The sequence below is a fragment of the Silvania sp. genome, assembly GCF_051656365.1.
Lineage (GTDB): Bacteria > Pseudomonadota > Gammaproteobacteria > Enterobacterales > Enterobacteriaceae > Enterobacter > Enterobacter hatchlandensis.
In genome coordinates, this window is the sequence record NZ_JBOGBT010000013.1 from 24,289 (window position 1) to 44,839 (window position 20,551).

Consider the following 20,551-nt stretch of genomic DNA (forward strand, 5'->3'; position numbering starts at 1 on the left):
TCGTCGCTATGTCAATTCAGAAAATCGCCCGGCTTGCGGGCGTCTCGGTGGCGACGGTATCGCGGGTGTTGAATAACAGCGATACCGTTAAAGCCAAAAACCGCGATCGCGTCTTGCAGGCCATCAAAGAGGCCAACTACCAGCCCAACCTGCTGGCCCGTCAGCTGCGCACGGCGCGCAGCTCCATGATTCTGGTGATGGTGTCCAATATTGCCAACCCGTTCTGCGCCGAAGTGGTGAAAGGCATTGAGGAGCAGGCGGAGAAAAACGGCTACCGTATTCTGCTGTGCAACTCCAGCTCGGACATCGAACGCTCCCGTTCCGGCCTGAGCCTGCTGTCCGGCAAAATGGTTGACGGCATTATCACCATGGACGCCTTCTCCCGCCTGAACGAACTGGCGGCGCTGATAGGCGATGCACCCTGGGTGCAGTGCGCCGAATACGCCGACGCCGGGGCAGTATCCTGCGTCGGTATCAACGATGTCGACGCTTCCCGGCATGTGGTCAGTCGTCTTGCTGACGCGGGCCGCCAGCGCATTGCGCTAATCAATCATGACCTGAGCTATAAGTACTCCCGCCTGCGCGAAGACGGCTATAAAAGCGTGTTACATCAGCGGGATTTTGCCTGGCAGGCGGTGGAGTACGCCAGCGATCTGAGCGCCGCAGCCGGGATGGCGGCAATGACCAGACTGTTGGCCGCCGAGCCGCGCCCGGATGCGGTATTTGCCGTGTCGGATATGCTGGCAGCCGGAGCCCTGCGTGCCATTGAACAAGCGGGTTTGCGGGTGCCGGAGGATATCGCCGTCGTGGGATTCGATGGCACTGAACTGGCCGGGCTGGTTTCGCCGCCGCTCAGCACCATTGAACAGCCGTCGCGGGATATTGGACGCAAGGCAGTGGATCTGCTGCTGAATAAAATTGATAACCCCGATGCGCCCACCGAACGGGTGATGATGAACTGGCGCTATATCGAACGCGCCAGCTCCTGACTTATTTCGCCAGCACGCCAGCCAGGGAGCGAATATCGTTCCCGGTTGGCGTCTGGTGAATACGCAGACCAAATTCATCGATCACAGCGAAAATATGGTCGAAGATATCGGCCTGAATACCTTCATATTCCGCCCAGATAACCGTATTGGTAAAGGCATATATTTCAATCGGTAAACCGTTGGCGTCCGGCGCAAGCTGGCGCACCATTAAGGTCATATCGTTGCGGATCCACGGATGGTTGCGCAGATATTCATTCAGGTAGGCGCGGAAGGTGCCAATATTGGTCATTTTGCGCAGATTCAGTGCCGATCCACCTTCACTATTCTGCTGATTCCATAGCGTAATTTCTTCATGCCGCGCGGCCATATAGGGCTTTAACAGCCGGGCCTGAATCAACTGCTGCTGCTCATTGGCATCAAGAAAATGAATGCTGGTGGTGTCAATGTTCAGGCTGCGCTTAATGCGCCGCCCGCCGGAGGCTGACATTCCGCTCCAGTTGATAAAGGCGTCTGACACCAGCGCCCAGGTGGGAATGGTGGTGATGGTGTTATCAAAGTTACGCACCTTGACGGTGGTCAGGCCGATATCCGTTACCGTACCGTTGGCACCGTATTTGGGCATCTCCAGCCAGTCGCCGAGCTTGAGCATATCGTTGGCCGAGAGCTGGATCCCGGCCACCAGGCCAAGGATCGGGTCTTTAAACACCAGCATCAGCACCGCGGCCATTGCCCCCAGGCCGCTAATCAGAATAGCGGGGGACTGACCAATCAGCAGGGAGATAATCAGAATCCCCGCCAGAATGGCGCTCACCAGCTTAATGCCCTGGAAAATGCCCTTCAGCGGCAGCTGCGAGGCGGTGGCCATTTTTTGCGACAGATTGAAAATCACGTCCAGCAGCGAGAAGAACGCCAGCAGGGCGTAAACCATCACCCAGAGCCTGGCGCAGGTGGTGAGGATTTGCGCGGCGTCGCTGCCTTTTTGCAGCCACAATACCGCCTGAACGTTGACAATAATTCCCTGCAGGGTAAAGGCCAGACGGTGAAATAACTTATTCTGGGTAATGATTTGCAGCCACAAATGGCTGCTGGCCCGGGCGCGTTTTTCAAAAGCGCGCAGCACCATTTTATGCAGAATAAAATGAATAACGATGGCGGTAAGAAAAATAATACCAAAGATAATCACAAGCGAGGTGGTGTGATTAATTTCAAGGCCTGACTCTTCTAACTGGGCAATTAATTCCTGCATAACGTCTCCTGTATTGATGCAGCCGCCATAATGGCGGCTGTGGATCTATTATGCAAATTCGCAAGAGCTTACTTTGCCGCGTGGCAGGGCTTCACCACCGACAGACAGAGACGATGGCGCATGCGCAGCGTGGCGAGCGCCAGCACGACCATCATCACCGTTTCCACCACCAGGAACAGCGTGATTGCCTGGGCATAATCCCCGTGATGGTTTTGCAGCGCATGCAGCAAAATGGCCCCAAAAATGGCCGGACCAAGGCCAAGCGCCGCCTGCTGGAGGGTGCTCAGAATCGCGCTGGCGGCACCGGCGTCGTCGGGCTGAATGTCGCGCATCCCGATGCGGTAAAAACTGTTCACGATCAGCGCCTGACCGTAGCCCACAAGCCCGGTGGCCGGGGCCAGCGTCAGGGCGGTGTTAGCGTTGCCCCAGACGCGGAAGGTGACAATCAGCGCCAGCAGGCCGGTTATCTGGATTGCCAGGCCCATCAGCAAAATGTTACTGGTGCTGTAGCGGGCAATCAGACGCGGGGCGAACCACGCCGAGATAAAATAGGTCACCCCGAGAGCGATAAAGCTGTTGCCGGACTGCCACGGGGCCATACCGAGACCGGTCTGCATGGTCAGCGCCATGCAGAACATAAACCCGGACCACACGCTGAAAAACAGCACCGCAATCAACACCCCAAAGCGGATGCTGCTGAGCTGCATTAAGCGCGGCGGGATCAGCGGGTGGGCGTTCTCACGCTCTTTCTTGCGCGCATTGGCGGCCATCAGCAAGGCCAGCGGAAGAATGGCGAGAAGCATCGCTTTCAGCGGCCACGACCAGTGCCACTGCGGGCCAAGCGCCATCGGGAACAGCAGGCAGCACAGGATCGCTGCAAGCCACGCAGTGCCCTGCCAGTCAATGCGCGACGGTAGCTCCCGGCGGGTTTCCGGCACGTAGCGAGGACTCAACGCCAGCACCAGCAGACAGATGGGGACGTTAATAAAGAAGGCGTTGCGCCAGCCGAGCCCGGCGATATCCGCCGACACCAGCCAGCCGCCGCCCATCTGTCCGACGATAAAGGCGATCCCGCCGATACCGCCAAACAGGCTGATGGCTTTGGCGTGAGCAGAGCCTTTGAGCGTCACGTGCAGGGTGGCGAGGATCTGCGGCATAATCAGCGCTGCACCCGCGCCCTGAACGATGCGCGCGGCAAGCAGTTGTTCGATGTTGCCTGCCATCCCGCACAGCAGCGAGGCCAGGCCAAAGCTCGCCACGCCCCACATAAACAGACGACGACGGCCAAGGTTATCCCCGAGCTTGCTGCCGAGCGCCAGGCAGACGGCAAACGCCACGCCGTACAGGGCGACAATTAGCTCGAGTTCCGTGGCGGTGGCATGCAAAGATTGCGTGATAGATTCCAGCGCCACGTTGGTTATTGAGGTATCAATCAGCGGTAGCATCTGGCCGGTTAACAGCAACATCAGTCCGGCGCGACCCGGTGAAACAGCAGACGAATTCATGGTAACTCCATTGCGTCATTCAGCTAAGAGCCGTAGCATCGTCTATCTTATAAACGGGTACCAGTTCCTGCTTATACTGGTATTGGCACTACCCTGCTGGAGGGCTTATGTCGCAGATTATTGAACCCGCCCTGTCGTTACAGGAAGAGAATCGCCGGCAGCTGGGGGCGTTTTTGCGCGCCCGTCGGGAGAGTCTCGACCCGCAGCGCCTGGGCCTGCCGCGCAGCGGACGCCGCCGCACCCCTGGCCTGCGCCGGGAAGAGGTGGCGATGCTGGCTGACGTGGGTGTGACCTGGTACACCTGGCTGGAGCAGGGCCGGGACGTGAACCCGTCCAGCGTGGTAATGACGGCGGTGGCAAAAGCGCTCCAGTGTTCGCCGACCGAAGCCCGCCACCTGTTTGTGCTGGCCGGGTTACCCCCGGGCGAAGCACCGCAGGCGGCCTGCTGTGAAGGCATCAGCGAGGGCACGCGGCGTCTGCTGGATACCTTGATGCCGAAACCCGCCAGCATCCAGAAACCGAACTTCGACATCGTGGCGTGGAACGACAGCTTCGGCCATCTGATGGGGGTCGACTTCAATGACATCCCGCCGGAAGATCGCAACTGCATTTACCTCTTCCTCACCCATCCGGCGTGGCGAGCCCGGCTCGGTAAACGCGATGACGTACTCGCAATTTTTGTCTCTTATTTTCGCGCGGCGATGGCCGAACACCGGGGTGACCCGGCGTGGGAAGCTAAACTGGCGCGTTTCTTTGCCGTTTCGCCTGAGTTCGAAGCGCTATGGCACCAGCGTAACGACGTGCGCGGCGTGGAAAATCAGCTTAAGCTGTTCTCGCATCCGCAGCTCGGTGATTTTCAGCTCCAGCAGATGTACTGGTATTCCGCCCCGCGCAACGGTTCGCGCCTGCTGGTCTATCTGCCGGTGGATGACGCCGGAGAAAAGGCGCTGGCATGGCTGGAGGAGCAGGCAAAATGAAGGTTACCCGCAAACAGGAACGCACGATCCGTCGCGCACTCGACGAATGGGAGCAGGAGGGGGCGCTGAGCGCCGCCGATGCGCAACGGCTCACCGGCACGCTTAAGCGCGTCGTCCTCGACTGGCAGCGCCTGAGCCGCTACGCCTTCTGGACGGCACTGGCCTGCGCCATGATTGCGCTGGGCAGTCTGTTCGCTGACAGCGAGCTGATGACGTGGATTATCGATCTCATTTCCTTCTCGTCCTTCGCCCGTATCGGGCTGCCTGCGCTGCTGGCCGTCGGGTTTTATCTGTGGGGGTTCAGCCGCCAGCGACAAGAAAGCCAGTGGCACTACAGCACCGAAGCCATTTTGTTTCTCGGGGTGCTGTTTACCGCTATTGCCCTGTGGCAGCTGGGGGAGCGACTGGATAACGGCAGCGGCCATATCGCGCCGCTGTTCCTGGCGGGCTGTGCGGTGTACGGGCTGGTGGGCTACTTTGGTCGTTCCGGGCTGGTATGGCTGTTCTTCCTGCTGTCGCTCGGCAGCTGGCTGGGTGCCGAAACGGGCTACATGTCCGGCTGGGGCGCCTACTGGTTGGGGATGAACTACCCGGTGCGCTTTATCTTCTTCGGCGGTGCGCTGCTGGCGCTGTGCTGGGGATTGCGAAGCATTCTGCACCGTCGGCATCTCTACACCACCAGTAAAGCGACGGGGCTCATGTACCTGTTTATCGCCCTGTGGATCATGTCGATTTTCGGCAATTACGATATCGATAGCTGGTACGGCACCACCCGCGCGGCCTTACTGCCGTGGGCGCTGCTGTTTGCCGTGGCGGCGGTAATCTGTATTTACATCAGCCTGAAAACCGACGACGGCATGCTGCGCGGTTTTGGCCTGACGTTTCTCGGCATCAACCTGTATACCCGCTACTTCGAATACTTCTGGGACGGCATGCACAAGGTGCTGTTCTTCCTGCTGCTGGCGGTATCGCTGGCGGTGATAGGACGCTATGCGGAGCGGATCTGGCATGCGGGGAGTGGGGGGAAGTAAGGTTTTTGCGAGGCGCTTTCAGGGAATTGCGGTGATTTCGTTCTGGCCTGGATAAAGCGTGTAAGGTAAACCACGAAAGGCAAAATTAGCCTTTAATGCAAATTGCCTTACATGCTAATATCTTCAGGGATGAAAAAACGTGTTCAGACTCATCGTTCATCAGGCAGTCAGAGAAGAGATCCTCTCGCTGCCTGCAGGTGTACAGGCGAAGCTGATTCGTCAGCTTGATAAATTGCGCGCTAATCCAACGGCGCTTCGGGAGCCCGACAGCAAACCATTACCGCACGGTTTGTTTGAAATAAGAACTGTTGGCCTGATCCATAGTCGCGGGATCTATGTGTATCAGCGGGAAAAAACAATTTATCTGCTGCGTGTATTTATCAAGAAAACGCAGAAAACGCCTTCTGCTGAAATCCGTCTGGCACTGAAACGAAAACAGGAGATGTTGGATGAGCAAGAAGATAATTGACTGGGACGAGTTACGTGCTGAGTTGCTGAGCGATTCTGACGTACAGGCAGTGTTCGATGCCGAAGCGCGTAAAGATCGCTTACAGCAGATGCTGGCGCAGTGGCGTGAGCAGGCCGGACTGACGCGCGCGCAGGTTGCGGAGCGAATGGGTGTGAGTGCGCCCACTGTTTCCAGAATGGAGGCCAATATCACCCGCGCCAGTCTCGATACTCTGACCCGCTACGCGCTTGTGTGTGGAGTGAAACATCCGCAGGTCTTACTTTACTGACTCTGGCACGCCGCAGAACGGCGTGCACAGAACCATTAGCACTCGGTAACGGTGGTGCTTAACGGCAGGCGGGATTTTGGCAGTGCGGCGTTAAAATCTTCCACGCTGTGATGGCCAACCGGCACCACTACTACGCTGGTGAAGCCCTGTTCGGTCAGGCCGAACTCGGCGTCCAGCACCGCGGCGTCAAAGCCTTCGATCGGCACCGCGTCCAGACCCAGCGCGCCTACGCCCAGCAGGAAGTTACCGACGTTGAGGTACACCTGTTTTGCCATCCAGTGATGATCGTCTTGCAGATCAACACGGTGCATGTCGGCAAAAAAGGTGCGGCCTTTGTGGTTCGCGGCTTTCGCTTCCGGGGTAGCAAAACGGCCGTCGGCCTCTTCCTGATCCACCACGCGTTCCAGCCAGGCGTCGTCCATTGCAGTTTTAGCGCAGAACACCACCACGTGAGACGCATCCAGCATTTTGCGTTCGTTAAACACAAATCCACCCGCCGCTGATTTGGCGACCCGCGCTTTGCCTGCTTCGGTGCTGGCAACGATAAAGTGCCACGGCTGTGAGTTGGTGCTGGACGGGCTGAACTGCAGCAGGGTTTTGATTTTTTCGGCCTGCTCGGCGGTCAGTTTTTTTGTTGGATCAAAGGCCTTAGTGGAGTGACGTTTTAAGGCAACCGAAATGATATCCATAACTACTCCTGGGGTTAAGTTCGCCCGGTAGGGCGCAAAAGGAAAAAGTAGACGTGCTTACCCGCCGGGGCGCATCTGCTTCTGGGTGCGTTTAGGCAGTTTATCCACCACCTGATTCCAGGAATCGTTCACCAGGTCGGCAATCAGCCCCGGGCTGATGTCGTCTCCGGCGTAGACTGAGATCCAGTGTTTTTTATTCAGGTGGTAGCCCGGCTCAATGCTGCGGTAAATCTGCTGATTAAGCAGCGATTTTTGCGGATCGGATTTCAGGCTGACGTGCGGGCGACCGTGCACCACACCCATCAGCATAAAAATTTTGCCGCCGACTTTGAACACATCGTACTCCGGGCCAAAAGGCCAGCAGTGCTCGGTAAAGGGCAGCTCCAGCGCCAGGCGTTGGGCGCAGGCCAGCAAGGATTTACTGTCCATTGCCATCCTCGTCGGCGAGGGCGCGCCACATGGCTTCAAACCCCAGCGCTTTAAATTCGTCGGCGCGCGCCGGCTCGCGGGTGGCAAAAGACATGGTGGTCTCGGCCAGCGACAAGAACAGGGCGTCGCCAAACAGGCGGAATTCTTCGGACATAAATACCGGGCGGATCTGGCGACGGCAGAGCTCATGCAGCTCCGGAAACATCTCATGCACCGCCTGTTCGGTTTCGGCGTTGATCTTCTCACTTACCCCGAGCTGGCGAATGGCACCGTGGGCGACGGGATTGCGGATCCCCCAGTCAACGTAGCTGTTCCAGATATTGCGGGTATGTTCTTTCGGTTGGGTGAGGGCGCGATCCATATTCGCCAGCATGGTCTGGCACAGATCCTGTTTCAGGTGCAGATAGAGGGCATTAAGCAGATCGTCTTTGGTGGCAAAATAGCGAAACAGGGTGCCTTCAGCGACACCTGCGCTGCGGGCAATTAACGCGGTAGAAGCCGCAATGCCCGAGTGGGCAAAGGCGGCGGTTGCCGCGTCCAGCAACGCCAGTTTTTTATCTTCACTCTTCGGACGAGCCACTGCATTTCCTCCAGTAATGTTCAAAAACCTTGATTGAATCATGCCGTTTGCGCACCTGCAACGCGGAATGTCAAAGAATTAAAAGCTTCTTGACGACTTTCACATCCCTCCTATAATGAGTGCTTACTCACTCATAAGCAAGTTTTTGCCCGCGCAGGCCATCGGATGGGGCGCGAATTCGGGTCGGGATATGAAAAAGCGTTTCATTGTTTGCATGGTGGTAGTGATGATTATAGCGTCAGCGGCGAGTTTACCCTTTGTCCTGAATCCCGGATTCGGCCAGCCGCCACAGGGTGTGCAGTTGAGTGAGATTGAGACCTCGCCGCAGTATCGCGACGGTCAATTCCATAACGCGTTGCCGACGCCGGAATACACCGGCAGCAAGAGTCTGCTGGCGGCGTGGTGGGGCTTTTTGATGACCAAAACCCAGAATGCCCGGCCTGCCGCGCCGTTGCCGCTGGTGAAGACCGATCTCGCCAGCCTGCCGCTGGAGCAGGAGACGCTGGTCTGGCTGGGGCACTCGTCGTGGTATCTGCAGCTGGCAGGCAAACGCATCCTGATCGATCCGGTCTTCAGCAACTATGCCGCGCCGTTCTCATTCCTGAATAAAGCCTTTGCCGGGGAGTATCCGTGGCGCGCAGAGACAATGCCCGATATCGATCTGCTGATTATCTCTCACGACCACTACGATCACCTCGATTACGCCACCATCAAGGCGTTGATGCCAAAAGTGAAGCGCGTCGTCACGCCGCTCGGAGTGGGATCACACCTGCGCTACTGGGGAATGGATCCGACCCTCATTGAGGAGCGCGACTGGGATCAGTCGGTGCGCATCAGCGACGCCTTAACCGTACACGTGCTGCCCGCGCGCCATTTTTCCGGTCGTGGACTGAAACGCAACCAGACCCTGTGGGGCAGCTTTATGTTTGTTACCCCACAGAAAAAGGTGTTCTACAGCGGCGATTCTGGCTACGGCCCGCACTTCCGCGCCATTGGCGAGCAGTTCGGTCAGGTTGATCTGGCGATCATGGAGAACGGACAGTACGACATGGACTGGAAGTACATCCATATGCTGCCCGCCGAAACGGCGCAGGCGGCGGTGGATCTCAATGCGCAGTCCGTGGTACCCGGTCACTCCGGCCGCTTTGTGCTGGCCAAACACACCTGGAACGATCCGCTGATTCAGCTGACGCTGGCGAGCAAAGATAAAAACTATCGGCTGCTGACGCCTGAGCCCGGCGAGCCGATTCGGGTGGATGATGCAACGCAGCAATTTCGCACATGGTGGGAATAATGTTAAATCGAAGAGCAGAGGGGGAGAGCGATATGACAATTTCCGCTCAGGTTATCGACACCATCGTCGAGTGGATCGACGACAATCTCCATCAGCCGCTGCGGATCGACGAGATCGCCCGGCATGCGGGCTACTCCAAATGGCACCTGCAGCGGTTATTTATGCAATACAAGGGCGAGAGCCTGGGGCGCTACATTCGCGAGCGCAAGCTGCTGCTGGCGGCGCGGGATCTGCGTGAGTCAGATGAAAAGGTGTACGACATCTGCCTGCGCTACGGCTTTGATTCCCAGCAGACCTTTACCCGCATCTTTACCCGCACTTTTAACCAGCCGCCCGGCGCGTATCGCAAGGATAACCACAGCCGGGCGCACTGAGCGCATCGAACACAGGCCGGGTAATGACCCGGCATTTATGTTGGCACGGTGCCGACATTGCCCGTTGAGGTCTACCAGCGATAATTCACGGTCGCCGTTACCGTACGGCCAATCCCGTAGAAGCATGCCGTATCGCTTGCGCATGATGCCACATACTTCGTATCCGCGACGTTATTCACGTTGAACTGCACGCTGGCGCCTTTCAGACTGCGGTTCATCTCACCCAGATCGTAGCTCAGCATCGCATCGTACAGATCCACTGACGGTACTTTGAAGGTGTTCTTCGCGTCGCCGTAGCTGGTGCCGATGTAACGCATCCCCACGCCTGCGGTCAGACTCTTCAGCGCGCCGCCCGGAATGGTGTAGCTGGCGAAGGCAGACGCCATATGCGCCGGAATGCGCGCAGGCGTTTTACCTTCGGTTCCCGCCACCGTGGTGCTCTCGGTTTTCGCGTCGGTGTAAGTGTAAGAGCCAATCAGGTTGATATTGTCCATCAGCGTGGAGTGGATCTCCGCCTCAACGCCTTTCGAACGCACCTTGCCCGCGTTCTCGAACCAGCCTTCCGCGCTGTTATAGGTCGCCACGTTATCCTGGGTTAAATCATACAGCGCCAGGGTCATCAGCGTGGAATCGACCGGCTGATACTTCAGGCCAACCTCCGTCTGCTCGCCGATGGTCGGTTTAAACGGTCCCACGCCCGGTGCGCGGTTGGTTTGCAGATTCGGTTCAAACGAGGTGCTATAGCTGATGTACGGCGACAGACCCACGTCGAACGCGTACAGCAGGCCGGTACGCCAGGTGAACTTGCTGTCGTTCTGCTGGGTGACGCTGCTGTCGGTGAAGTCGCTGGTGCGCACTTCGCTCCAGTCATAGCGCCCGGAAACCAGCCATTCCCAGCTGTTCCAGCTCATCTGATCCTGCAGATACAGCCCCATCTGATCGAGATTTTGCTGTTCGTCCGTCGCCGTTCTGAAGGTGCTTTCATCCACGTTTATGCCGTAAACCGGATGCTGCCAGTCCAGGTCGTACTGCGAACCGCTCCCACGCGCCAGCAGCTGTTTATCTTTGCTGGTCTTGTAGTCGAATCCGCCGAGCAAGGTATGGCTGACGCCAGCGGTATCGACCAGATATTCCAGCTGGTTATCGAGACCAAACTCGTTGGTGGTGCGTTCTTCATGCTGGGCGCGGCGGGTCAGCACCGAGCTGTTGGCGGCGCTGGTGGCATAGACCAGATAACGATACTTCTGCTTGATGGCGGCGTAACGCGCGTTCTGGCGGAAGGTAAGGTTATCGGCGAACTGATGTTCCAGCTCGTAGCCGATCGTCGTTTGCTCGCGCCAGGATTGATCGTAATCCGGATCGCTGACGTTAAAGTCGCGCGGGATGTATTGACCGTCGACGCTCTTCACCGTGCCGTACACGGGAAGGAAGTTTCGGTAGCCCGCATCGGGATCTTTCTGGTAGCTGGTCAGCAGCGTAAAGCGGGTCTGATCGTTGGGATACCAGGTGATCGCTGGCGCAATCGCCATCCGCGTCTCTTTGTAGTCGTCCACCTGATTATGCTGGGTGCGGGCGATACCGTTCACGCGATACAGTACGCGGCCATCGTCGCTGAGCTTGCCGCCGAAATCAAACGCCCCTTCAGCGAGATCGTTATTGCCGGTGCGGAACTGAACGTTGTGGATGGACTCCGTGGTCGGACGTTTACTGGTCATGCTGATCAACCCACCCGGGTTCACCTGGCCAAACAGCACCGAAGCCGGGCCACGCACCAGCTCCACGCGTTCCAGCAGCCAGGGATCAACCGTGCCCGTCTGTGACGAGGCGGTGGCCCCGAAGCTTAATCCGTCGAGGAATTTCGGCACATAGCTAAAGCCACGGACAAACACCTCATCGTTACGGTTGGACGAGCCACGGTACTCGGTAAACACGCCCGCGGAGTAGCGCAGCGCCTGCGAAACCGACGTCACGTCCTGCATCTCCATCTGATCGCGGGTGATCACCGACACCGACTGTGGCGTCTTCACGATCTCCGCGCTGGTTTTGGTGGCAGAGAGAGTTCTGGTCGCCACAATTCCCTTAACGGGGGCGGTGGGTTCTTCACGTGTTCCCTGCGTCACGGTAATGGTTTCTTCTTTTACATCTGCCTGAGCCGCCACGCTAACCGTGGTCAGACTCAGAAGCCAGAGCTGCATTATCTTATTATTTTTAAACATTTTTATTTAACATCCTTGGTTGCTATCGCCATAAAACACCGGTAAATCCGCTTTGATGATATTGCAAATCATTACCATTTGCATTAGCGTTGGTAACAAATTTCGTCGGGGAACATGCGGTAATGAAGAGGGTATGGAGTGGGTTGTTGTTAGGGATTGGCACGCTGCCTGCCGTGGCGGCGACCTGTGAGCAGTCTTCCCTGCAGGGCGACGTGCGGGGGAAGTTTGATGCCAGCGGCGAAGTCTGTTTTGTGCTGCCTGAGCTCAGTGAAAATTATGTCTCTGCCACGCTGAACGGCGTGACAGATGCGCGCCTGCTGGATGAACAAAACCGCCGTATTCGCACCCTGATCGAGAAGGGGCCCGCCGACGGTGAACATACCCTGCTGTTTGCCCTACCGGTGAAGCAGAACAGCTCGCTGGTGCTGCACGGCGAAGCAGGTAAGCCCTGGCGTTTTCAGTGGCGGATGAAAGAGACCTCTGCGCTAGCGCGCGGACAAATGCTGGAGCCTGAAAGCCCGACGCTGCAGGCGCTGGCAAAAGCAATTTCTGCCGGTGGGAGTACCGATGCGTTCTGGCAGGCGCAGATTCGGCAGGGAACGCCGATGGTGGAGCCGGTTGACGCAAGCCACAAGCGCGTGACCTTTCTGTGGCGCGGGGCCCGAGATAACGTCTTTATTCTCGGCTCGCCGGCGGGCGACCACGATCCGCTGTTCCGTCTGGGCAACAGCGACGTCTGGTTTCGCAGCTACGTCGTGCCCGCCGATACGGTGATGCAGTACAAGCTCGCGCCGGATGTGCCGCTCATCGACGGCTCCTCGCGCGATCAGCGACGGGCGATCCTCGTAAGCGCGCAGGCCGATCCGCTCAATCCGGACACCTTTGGCGAACAGCAGACGGATCGCTGGAACCGCTATTCGCTGCTCGATCTCAGTCCGGCTCGCTATTGCTCCGTTCAGGCCAGGACGCAACCACTCGTGCACGGCACGCTGAGCCACCAGATGCTTAACAGCAGAATCCTCGGCAATTCACGCGAAGTGACGATCTATAAACCGCGTGGCGCACAGCCTGCACGCTGGACGTTAATTCTCTTTGATGGGCAGATTTATCAGGACGACTACCATTTTGCCAATGTGCTGGATGGGTTAATTGCCCGCCATCATCTCCCAGCGGTTAATGTGGTGTTTATCGATAGCCTCGATCACGCCCGACGCAGCAAGGAGTTACCGCCGAACCCGGATTTTGCCGACTTTATGGCCCATGAACTGCTGCCATGGCTGCGTGGGCAGGGGATTGCGATACAGCGGCAGAAAACGGTGCTGGCGGGGTCAAGCTACGGGGGCATTGCCTCTTCATGGGTGGCGTTGCGCTACCCGCGACTGTTTGGCAACGTGCTGAGCCTTTCTGGCTCATACTGGTGGGCGCCGAAAGGTGAAGCACCAGGCTGGCTGACGCGTCAGTATCAGCAGTCGCCGCAGTATCCGGTACGCTTCTGGCTCCAGGCCGGGAGGTTTGAAACCACCGGGCCGGGGGGCGGAATCTATCGCACCACACAGGATTTTGAACAGGTCTTACGGGAGAAAGGCTATCGCGTCAGTTTCCATCCGTGGTCCAGCGGCCACGACTACGCGGCCTGGTGTGAAGCGCTGATCCACGGAATGCGCGATTTCACCGGCTTACGCCGCCCGTGAAAACCAGCGGCGCCAGATGAAGCGGGCAACAAAGTATTCGATGGTGCCGAGCAGTAAAAACCACAGGCAGAACAGAATGGTGTAGAGCTGGTTCAGATCCATCAGATGGAAGGTGCTCATCAGCTTTTGCGCCACCACCAGTCCCAGCGATGGGGCGGGCAGCAGCAGGACGGAGAGAAAGGCCATCAGCAAAATGCCGCCTGCGGTTAACAGCGATTCTAACGGGTGTTTCATAGGGATGTTGATTGTCGGTTAAAAACCGCATTGTCCGGGATATGACGGCGTAAAGCAATGTGGGCCTCAGGGCGCCGAGGCCCACAGCTCGCAGTGGCGCTCCACCAGGGTGATGAGCGAACCGCCGTCGGCGAGGAAATCACGCATCTTTTGCGCCTCACTCCTTTCCTGCTTCAACCTTAATGTGATGGCCTCAATGGCACTCCCGGCACCCAGTTTGCGGGCAGACGGCGCGACGCGTTCAAGCAGCCAGGCGACATCCTCCGCGATGGTTTTCTGCTCACCGGTGTGCACATCGGTGAGTACTCCCGCCATACCGTAGCGGCACGCCTGAAAACGGTTAAAGCGATACAGCAGAAAATCCTGCTCCTGATGCTTATAAGGCCGGGTGGTCAGCAGCCAGTGCGCGGTGGCCTGAATCAGCCCGGCGATATTAATGGCGTGCGCCAGTGTAAGTGGCGTATCCATCACCCGCACCTCGACGGTGCCAAAGTGTGGGCTGGGACGAATATCCCAGTGCAGATCTTTAATGCTGTCGATCATGCTGGTCTGGGTAAGGCGACGGAACAGCCCTTCAAACTCCTGCCAGGTATTGACCCACGGCATCTGCCCGTTATCCGGGAACCCGGAGAAAATATTGAGCCGCGAAGAGGAGAATTGAGTGTCGGTGCCCTGCATATAGGGCGATGACGCTGCCAGGGCGATAAAATGCGGCACAAAGCGTGACAGGCCGTGCAGCAGGTAAATTGCCTCATCTCCGCTCCTGCAGCCGATATGGACATGCTGGCCGAACACCGTTGCCTGTAGGATCAGATAGCCAAAGCGCTCCAGCGTGACGTTATAGCGCTCGTCGTTGCATACCTCCTGACGTTGCCATGTCTGGAAGGGATGCGTACCGCCGCCGCAAATCTGAATGTGCTGCTGCGCGGCTGCGCGCAGGATGCTCTGCTGCATCGTCGAGAATTGCGCTGCAGCCTGGTCAATGTTCTGGCACACCCCGGTGGCGATTTCGAGCATGCTTTCGGTAATATCGTGCTTCACTTCACCGGCTTTGATGTCGTTCTGGACGGCAGCAATAAGCGCAGAAGAGTCCTGGCTGAGATCGTATCCGGGTGGATTCACCACCTGCAGTTCCAGCTCAATGCCAAGGGTAAACGGGTCGGATACGTGAAAGTCGGGTAAGGGCATGGCGCGCTCCGTTGTCGGCAGTGCTTTGAGTATAGACAACGGCATTCAGAACTCGCGTGGGGTGAAATTATTGTCCAGACTTAAGCCAAAGACATGGTCTGCGCAGGCATTGTGCATTACACTGCGCGCTGCAAAAATTGCGTTGATAAATGATTAATTAGGCGGTAATGGCGATGAACGGAACGATCACAACCTGGTTTGAAGACAAGGGTTTTGGATTTATCAAAGATGAAAACGGTGATAACCGTTATTTTCATGTGATTAAGGTCGCCAACCCTGAGCTGATTAAGAAAGACGCGGCGGTAACGTTCGAACCGACGACCAATAATAAAGGCTTGTCCGCGTTTGCGGTGAAAGTGGTCCCGGATAGCAAATACATCTTCCTCGACGGTGAGCGCCATAAAATCACCGCCATCAAGTCTTATCTGGTTTACAGCGAAGAAGAGCCTGTCGACAGCCAGATCGATAAAGAAAAAGGCGTGCTGTCGGTGAAGAGCCTGATGGGCAATATTGCCCCGAAAGCCACCGCGAAAGCGGGCGAAATGCGCACGCTGAAAAAACTGGCTATCACCACCTTCCAGGGGAAAACCTTTATCTTCTCAGAAGATGAAATTGACCTGGACGCTACCGTGAAAATGCTCAAGAACCTGAAGTAGTCTGTACAAGGCCGGGTGGCATCTCTGCCTTACCCGGCCAAAAATCCTACCCCATCCTGTGCTCGCCATTTTGCATGGCTTCCCGGTCAAACATCCGCTGAATGATCCCATTCGCCATAAACGCCGCCCGATCGGACATATGCGCAACCACATCCGCATCGTGGCTGACCAGCAGATAGGTCATCCCGTGCTGCTGCTTCAGGCGGTTAAGCAGATTAAGGATCTCCGCCTGCACCGACATATCCAGCGCGGAGGTGGGCTCATCCAGCAGCAGCAGGCGCGGACGCAGCAGCAGGGCGCGGGCAATGGCCACGCGCTGGCGCTGCCCGCCGGAGAGCTGATGCGGGTAGCGTTTCCCGGCATCCTGCGTCAGGCCAACCTCCTGCAACGCGACGGCCACTTTCTCTGCTACGCCGGTTTCGCCATGAATATTCAGCGGTTCCGCCAGGGTGCGCAAAATGGTGTGATTCGGATGCAGCGACGCCCAGGGATCCTGAAACACCATCTGCACGTTGCGCCGCAGCGCGCCGGTAAAGCGCGCGCCGGGCACGAGGGATTCCCCCAGCAGCGAGATGTCGCCGTGCCACTCCCGCTGCAGCCCGGCCAGCACCCGCAGAATGGTCGATTTGCCGCAGCCGGACTCCCCAATCAGGCTAAAGGTTTCGCCCTCTTCAAGGGTGAACGCAGCACCGGCCACCGCCGGTTTATCGCCAAAACGAACCTGCAGCTGATTAACATTAACGAGCGCCATTGTTCACCTCCGCGCGATCCAGGGTCGGCAGCATCTGCCCGTAGGTGTCGGCCCCGGGCCGACAGGTCCACAGCGTGCGGGTGTACGGATGCGTAGCGTGCGGCAGTTGATTCGCCGCCATCTCATCGACTTTCTCCCCGCGATACATCACCAGCACCCGGTCACAGTGCTGAGCCACCAGCGGTAAATCGTGGCTGATAAGCAGCATCGCCATCTGGCGCTGCTCGCACTGGTCCACCAGCAGCTCGAGGATCTGGTTACGCAGGCGCGCGTCCAGCGCCGATGTGGGCTCATCGGCAATCAGTACCCGGGGGTTATTGATCAGCGCGATGGCAATCATCACCCGCTGTCCCATCCCGCCAGAGAGTTCCCCCGGGTAGCGGCTCAGCACCGCATCGGTCAGGCCGACGGCGTTGATGACCGCCCGAATGCGATCCAGACGCTCCCGGCGCGGCAGCGTCTGGTGCAGGGTCAGGGCTTCATCGAGCTGGGCCTGCACGTTTTGCACCGGATTGAGGGCGTAGCGCGGATCCTGCAATACCATCGCAATGTCGTTGCCGCGCAGCTGCCGCCAGCCGCGTGGCGAAAGGGTGGTGAGATCCTGCCCCAGCACGTTCAACTGCCGGGCGTTGACCACACCGGGTTTACGCACCAGTCCCATCAATGCCCGGGCGGTCATCGATTTGCCCGACCCGGACTCGCCGACCAGCGCCAGCCGTTCGTTGCCAAGCGTAAAGCTGACCTGGTTGACCACCCGCGCGGCGGGATAATCAATGGTCAGGGAGTCGACAATAATGCGTTGCTCAGTCATGTTGTGGCTCCAGCACGTCGCGCAGGCCATCGCCCAGCAGGTTAAACGCCAGGCTGGCAATCAGGATCGCCCCGCCCGGAATGGCGGCAATCCACCACTGGTCGAAAATCACCTGCATCCCGTCGGCGATCATCGCCCCCCACTCCGCCATCGGTGGGCGAGCGCCCAGGCCAAGGAACCCCAGCCCGGCGGCGGCCAGAATAATGCCCGCTAAATCCAGCGCCAGACGCACAATCGCCGAGGGCAGGCACAGGGGCAGGATATGCCCCAGCAGCAGTCGCCCGCCGCGAATGCCCATCATCTCGGCGGCGGCCAGATAGTCGCTGTGACGCAGGCGCTGAATTTCGCTTCGCGCCTGGCGGGCATAGGCCGGCCAGGTGGTTAAGGCCAGCGCCAGCGCGCCGTTGACCAGGCCGGGGCCGAGCATGGCGACGAAGGCAAAGGCGAGGATCAGGCGCGGCATCGACATCACCACGTCGGTAAAGCGCATTAAAATCCGCTCCAGCCAGCCGCCGTAATAGCCCGCCAGAATGCCCACCAGCAGACCCGCCGGTAGGGTAATGACCGTCACCAGCGCCACCAGTCCCAGCGCCGGACGGCTGCCGTAGATCAGGCGCGACAGCAGATCGCGCCCGTAGCTGTCGGTGCCCAGCCAGTGCTGCGCGCTGGGGGCCTGCAGGCGCGCGGCGGCGTCCTGCCAGTTAGGATCTACGGGTGCAAGCCAGGGGGCAAACAGTGCTACCAGCAGCAGCAGGGTAATAATCACCAGCCCGCAAAATGCCGCCGGTGAGCGGCGCAGGCGGCGTAAGAAAAGATAAAATGGCATCAGCGCACCCTTGGATCAGTGAACCGCACCAGCAGGTCGGTCAGGTTGTTGATCAGCACAAAGCAGACGCCAATCATCAGCGTCCCGCCCATGATGGCGGTGGTGTCCCCGGCGAACAGGGCGGTGGTGAGATAGCGACCGATCCCCGGCCAGGAGAAGACCGTTTCGGTTAGCACCGCCCCTTCAAGCATGCTGGTATACGCCAGCGCAATTACCGTCAGCAGCGTGCTACGAATATTGGGCAGCACGTGGCGCAGCAGGATGGTCATCTCGCCCGCGCCTTTGGCCCGCGCCAGCAGGATGTACTCTTTGTTCATCTCGCTAAGGCAGGCCGAGCGGGTCAGACGGGTAATGCTGGCCAGCGAATAGTAGGCCAGCAGCAGCACCGGCAGTACCAGATGGCTGGCGGCATTTTTGAATGCCGCCATGTCGCCGGAAAGCCAGGTGTCGATCAGGGCAAATCCGCTTCGTGGTTCGACGGTGTATTGCCAGATATCGTCCAGCCTGCCGGGACCTGCGCTCCACTGCAGCTTCGCGTAGAACAGCGCCAGCATCAGCAGCCCGAGCCAGAAGATGGGCACCGAGTTACCGAGCAGGGTAAGGGTGCGAATCGTGAGATCCAGCGGTGAGCCGACGAAGCGCGCGCACAGCACGCCCGCCATCACTCCCAGCAGTGCGCCGATAATCAGCGCCAGCGTGGCCAGTTCAAGGGTCGCCGGGAAGGCGTGCAGCAGATCCTGCAGTACCGGCTGCCCGGTGGCGCTGGCGGTGCCCAGATCGCCGTGCAGTAAATCGCGCAGATAGTGCCAGAACTGCACCGGTAAAGGTTGATCCAGACCGAGCTGGTGGCGCACCTGATCGTAGGTAGACTGGCTGGCATGGTCGCCGACAATCTGCAGAACGCGGTCGACCGGCGAGAGCGCCGAGAGCGCAAAGGTCACGAGCAAAAGCCCGAGCAGGGTGAGCAGCAGGGTGAAAAGCCCCTGTAGCGCCCGCATCAGGCTGTGGGAAATGTGTGGCATGACAAACTCTTCATTTAGCGCCCCCTCTCACCAGAGAGGGGGAAAAGCCCATTACTTGGTGACGTTGTCGTACCAGACCATGTCGGCATTCAGCCCCTGCTGGTAGCCTTTAACGTTTTCGCGTACCACAATCTGCGTTTTGCCTTGATCGACAAACACATACGGGGAGTTATGCTGCAGCGTCTCCTGCATCTGCTTGTAGAGATCCAGACGTTTAGCCGGATCCGGTTCGGCTAACGCCGCCAGCGTGGCTTTGTTCAGCTCCGGGATTTGCCAGCCATTCAGCCCGGCCACGGTGCTTGATTTGCCGTCGTTCCACGCGAAGGCGCTGGCGTTGGAGTGGGCATCGAAGTAGTCCGGGATCCACAGGCGAATAGCGGCCTGGTGCTGTTTGGCACGCACGCGGGCGTAGACCTGGCTACCGGCGGCGGGCAGCAGGTCAACCTTCACGCCGCCCTGGGCAAAGCTCGCCTGCATCGACTGGGCGAGGGTAATGAACGGCGGCTTGTTCTCGACATCCAGCGTGAAGTGGGCATCTTTGATGCCTGCTTTGGCTAAAATTGCTTTCGCTTTTGCCGGGTCAAATTTGAACGGGTTGTTCTCCAGCGCGCCCGGCAGACCGACCGGCAGGAAGCTCTGATGAACAAAATACTGACCTTTCAGCAGATCTTTGGTAATGCCTTCATAATCTACCAGCCAGCGTGACGCTTCCCAGAATGCAGGATTATTCAGCAGCGGGTTGGCGCTGTTCCCGGCGTTAAACACCAGGTAGTTCTGCTCCGCCGACGGGATGCTCAGCACCTTGACGCCTGGCTTGCCGGTGAGGGCGCTGATCTGGTCGGCACCCAGATCGCGGGCAACGTCCGCATCGCCCTGCTCAATCAGCAGGCGACGGGAGGCCGGGTCCGGCACGTTTTTAATAATGATGTTCTTCAGCTTCGGCGCGCCACCAGGGGCGGTGTCGTTGGCTTCCAGCACGATGGCCTGATGCGGCTGATAGACGCGCATTTTGTACGCGCCGCTGCCTGCGGAGTGCATTTTCAGCCAGGCGTTGCCAAAATCGTCATTCTTCACGTTTGCCGCAACCTGTTTTTCATCAACGATCGAGGCAATCGGGGTGGAGAGAATGTTCAACGCAACGGAAGGGCTGACGTCCGCCGTCCAGCTCAGTTGCAGGGTGTGGTCATCCACTTTTTTCAACTGGCTGGCAATATTGCCCGGCTCCCAGCCCAGCACGTTAAGAATAAAGGCCGGTGATTTGTTCAGCGTAATGGCGCGGGTATACGAGAAAATAACGTCTTCCGG

The 20,551-nt window shown here is 58.4% G+C and carries 22 protein-coding genes; 9 read left to right on the top strand and 13 right to left on the bottom strand.

The features are described from left to right. Positions 1-8 precede the first annotated feature (8 nt). Positions 9-989 carry a LacI family DNA-binding transcriptional regulator gene (locus tag ACRDD5_RS02290; protein WP_438675789.1) on the top strand — a complete coding sequence of 327 codons (981 nt, stop codon included), beginning with the start codon at positions 9-11 and terminating at the stop codon, positions 987-989. 1 nt (position 990) lies between these two features. On the opposite strand, the gene ACRDD5_RS02295 is transcribed toward ACRDD5_RS02290, so the two are convergent. After that, on the bottom strand, positions 991-2,235 hold the full coding sequence (locus ACRDD5_RS02295; protein ID WP_438675790.1) for a mechanosensitive ion channel family protein: 1,245 nt from the start codon (positions 2,233-2,235) through the stop codon (positions 991-993). A 68-nt stretch (positions 2,236-2,303) separates the two neighbouring features. Continuing rightward, complete coding sequence (locus tag ACRDD5_RS02300; RefSeq protein ID WP_438675791.1) at positions 2,304-3,740, bottom strand: MFS transporter; 1,437 nt, start codon at positions 3,738-3,740, stop codon at positions 2,304-2,306. Between the two features lie 107 nt (positions 3,741-3,847). On the opposite strand from ACRDD5_RS02300, the gene ACRDD5_RS02305 reads away from it, so the two are divergent. The 4 genes from ACRDD5_RS02305 (at position 3,848) to ACRDD5_RS02320 (ending at position 6,485) form a co-directional block, all read left to right on the top strand. Continuing rightward, a complete protein-coding gene (locus tag ACRDD5_RS02305; RefSeq protein WP_438675792.1) occupies positions 3,848-4,717 on the top strand; it encodes a helix-turn-helix transcriptional regulator in 870 nt (289 codons plus the stop codon). After that, a complete protein-coding gene (locus tag ACRDD5_RS02310; RefSeq protein WP_438675793.1) occupies positions 4,714-5,748 on the top strand; it encodes a DUF2157 domain-containing protein in 1,035 nt (344 codons plus the stop codon). Before ACRDD5_RS02305 ends, ACRDD5_RS02310 begins: the two co-directional genes overlap by 4 nt. 139 nt (positions 5,749-5,887) lie before the next feature. Next, positions 5,888-6,217: a type II toxin-antitoxin system RelE/ParE family toxin gene (locus ACRDD5_RS02315; RefSeq protein WP_438675794.1), complete on the top strand. Its 330-nt coding sequence runs from the start codon at positions 5,888-5,890 to the stop codon at positions 6,215-6,217. Then, positions 6,198-6,485, top strand: a complete 288-nt coding sequence (locus tag ACRDD5_RS02320; RefSeq protein ID WP_438675795.1) for a helix-turn-helix domain-containing protein — start codon at positions 6,198-6,200, stop codon at positions 6,483-6,485. Before ACRDD5_RS02315 ends, ACRDD5_RS02320 begins: the two co-directional genes overlap by 20 nt. 35 nt (positions 6,486-6,520) lie before the next feature. On the opposite strand, the gene nfsB is transcribed toward ACRDD5_RS02320, so the two are convergent. The 3 genes from nfsB to ACRDD5_RS02335 are packed head-to-tail and all read right to left on the bottom strand — an operon-like array spanning position 6,521 to position 8,183. Continuing rightward, entirely contained in the window at positions 6,521-7,174 is a 654-nt protein-coding gene (gene nfsB / locus ACRDD5_RS02325) for an oxygen-insensitive NAD(P)H nitroreductase (protein ID WP_438675796.1), read from the bottom strand. Between the two features lie 57 nt (positions 7,175-7,231). Next, positions 7,232-7,603 (bottom strand): MmcQ/YjbR family DNA-binding protein, encoded by a 372-nt coding sequence (locus ACRDD5_RS02330; RefSeq protein WP_438675797.1) that lies wholly within the window; start codon positions 7,601-7,603, stop codon positions 7,232-7,234. Continuing rightward, the gene (locus ACRDD5_RS02335) at positions 7,593-8,183 is read right to left on the bottom strand and encodes a TetR family transcriptional regulator (RefSeq protein WP_271283434.1); all 591 of its coding nucleotides are present in this window, start codon (positions 8,181-8,183) and stop codon (positions 7,593-7,595) included. The genes ACRDD5_RS02330 and ACRDD5_RS02335 overlap by 11 nt, the downstream gene beginning before the upstream one ends. A 190-nt stretch (positions 8,184-8,373) precedes the next feature. Here ACRDD5_RS02335 and ACRDD5_RS02340 point away from each other — a divergent pair, with 190 nt between their 5' ends. After that, positions 8,374-9,477 carry an MBL fold metallo-hydrolase gene (locus ACRDD5_RS02340; RefSeq protein ID WP_438675798.1) on the top strand — a complete coding sequence of 368 codons (1,104 nt, stop codon included), beginning with the start codon at positions 8,374-8,376 and terminating at the stop codon, positions 9,475-9,477. Between the two features lie 32 nt (positions 9,478-9,509). Continuing rightward, complete coding sequence (locus ACRDD5_RS02345; RefSeq protein ID WP_271267834.1) at positions 9,510-9,851, top strand: RamA family antibiotic efflux transcriptional regulator; 342 nt, start codon at positions 9,510-9,512, stop codon at positions 9,849-9,851. 71 nt (positions 9,852-9,922) lie between these two features. Here the strand turns inward: ACRDD5_RS02345 and ACRDD5_RS02350 are convergent, their stop codons facing one another. Then, positions 9,923-12,067 carry a TonB-dependent siderophore receptor gene (locus tag ACRDD5_RS02350; protein ID WP_438675799.1) on the bottom strand — a complete coding sequence of 715 codons (2,145 nt, stop codon included), beginning with the start codon at positions 12,065-12,067 and terminating at the stop codon, positions 9,923-9,925. A gap of 122 nt (positions 12,068-12,189) precedes the next feature. Between ACRDD5_RS02350 and ACRDD5_RS02355 the strand changes: the two genes are divergently transcribed. After that, positions 12,190-13,758 (top strand): alpha/beta hydrolase-fold protein, encoded by a 1,569-nt coding sequence (locus tag ACRDD5_RS02355; RefSeq protein WP_438675800.1) that lies wholly within the window; start codon positions 12,190-12,192, stop codon positions 13,756-13,758. Here ACRDD5_RS02355 and ACRDD5_RS02360 read toward each other — a convergent pair. Then, positions 13,744-13,992 carry a DUF1158 domain-containing protein gene (locus tag ACRDD5_RS02360; protein WP_438675801.1) on the bottom strand — a complete coding sequence of 83 codons (249 nt, stop codon included), beginning with the start codon at positions 13,990-13,992 and terminating at the stop codon, positions 13,744-13,746. The two genes, ACRDD5_RS02355 and ACRDD5_RS02360, sit on opposite strands and share 15 nt — an antisense overlap. A 66-nt stretch (positions 13,993-14,058) precedes the next feature. After that, the gene (locus tag ACRDD5_RS02365) at positions 14,059-15,180 is read right to left on the bottom strand and encodes a YbdK family carboxylate-amine ligase (RefSeq protein ID WP_438675802.1); all 1,122 of its coding nucleotides are present in this window, start codon (positions 15,178-15,180) and stop codon (positions 14,059-14,061) included. Positions 15,181-15,347: 167 nt separating this feature from the next. Between ACRDD5_RS02365 and ACRDD5_RS02370 the strand changes: the two genes are divergently transcribed. Then, positions 15,348-15,836, top strand: coding sequence for a cold-shock protein (locus ACRDD5_RS02370; RefSeq protein ID WP_438675803.1), 489 nt, complete (start codon positions 15,348-15,350; stop codon positions 15,834-15,836). 46 nt (positions 15,837-15,882) lie between these two features. Here ACRDD5_RS02370 and ACRDD5_RS02375 read toward each other — a convergent pair whose 3' ends face one another. From ACRDD5_RS02375 to ACRDD5_RS02395, 5 genes are all read right to left on the bottom strand, one after another. Beyond that, positions 15,883-16,587 carry an ABC transporter ATP-binding protein gene (locus ACRDD5_RS02375; protein WP_438675804.1) on the bottom strand — a complete coding sequence of 235 codons (705 nt, stop codon included), beginning with the start codon at positions 16,585-16,587 and terminating at the stop codon, positions 15,883-15,885. Next, positions 16,574-17,398 carry an ABC transporter ATP-binding protein gene (locus tag ACRDD5_RS02380; RefSeq protein WP_438675805.1) on the bottom strand — a complete coding sequence of 275 codons (825 nt, stop codon included), beginning with the start codon at positions 17,396-17,398 and terminating at the stop codon, positions 16,574-16,576. Before ACRDD5_RS02380 ends, ACRDD5_RS02375 begins: the two co-directional genes overlap by 14 nt. Beyond that, on the bottom strand, positions 17,391-18,224 hold the full coding sequence (locus ACRDD5_RS02385) for an ABC transporter permease (RefSeq protein ID WP_438675806.1): 834 nt from the start codon (positions 18,222-18,224) through the stop codon (positions 17,391-17,393). Before ACRDD5_RS02385 ends, ACRDD5_RS02380 begins: the two co-directional genes overlap by 8 nt. Further along, positions 18,224-19,246, bottom strand: a complete 1,023-nt coding sequence (locus ACRDD5_RS02390) for an ABC transporter permease (RefSeq protein ID WP_438675807.1) — start codon at positions 19,244-19,246, stop codon at positions 18,224-18,226. The genes ACRDD5_RS02385 and ACRDD5_RS02390 overlap by 1 nt, the downstream gene beginning before the upstream one ends. Positions 19,247-19,297: 51 nt before the next feature. Continuing rightward, the coding region (locus ACRDD5_RS02395; protein ID WP_438675808.1) for an ABC transporter substrate-binding protein at positions 19,298-20,551 on the bottom strand (1,254 nt) is incomplete at its 5' end.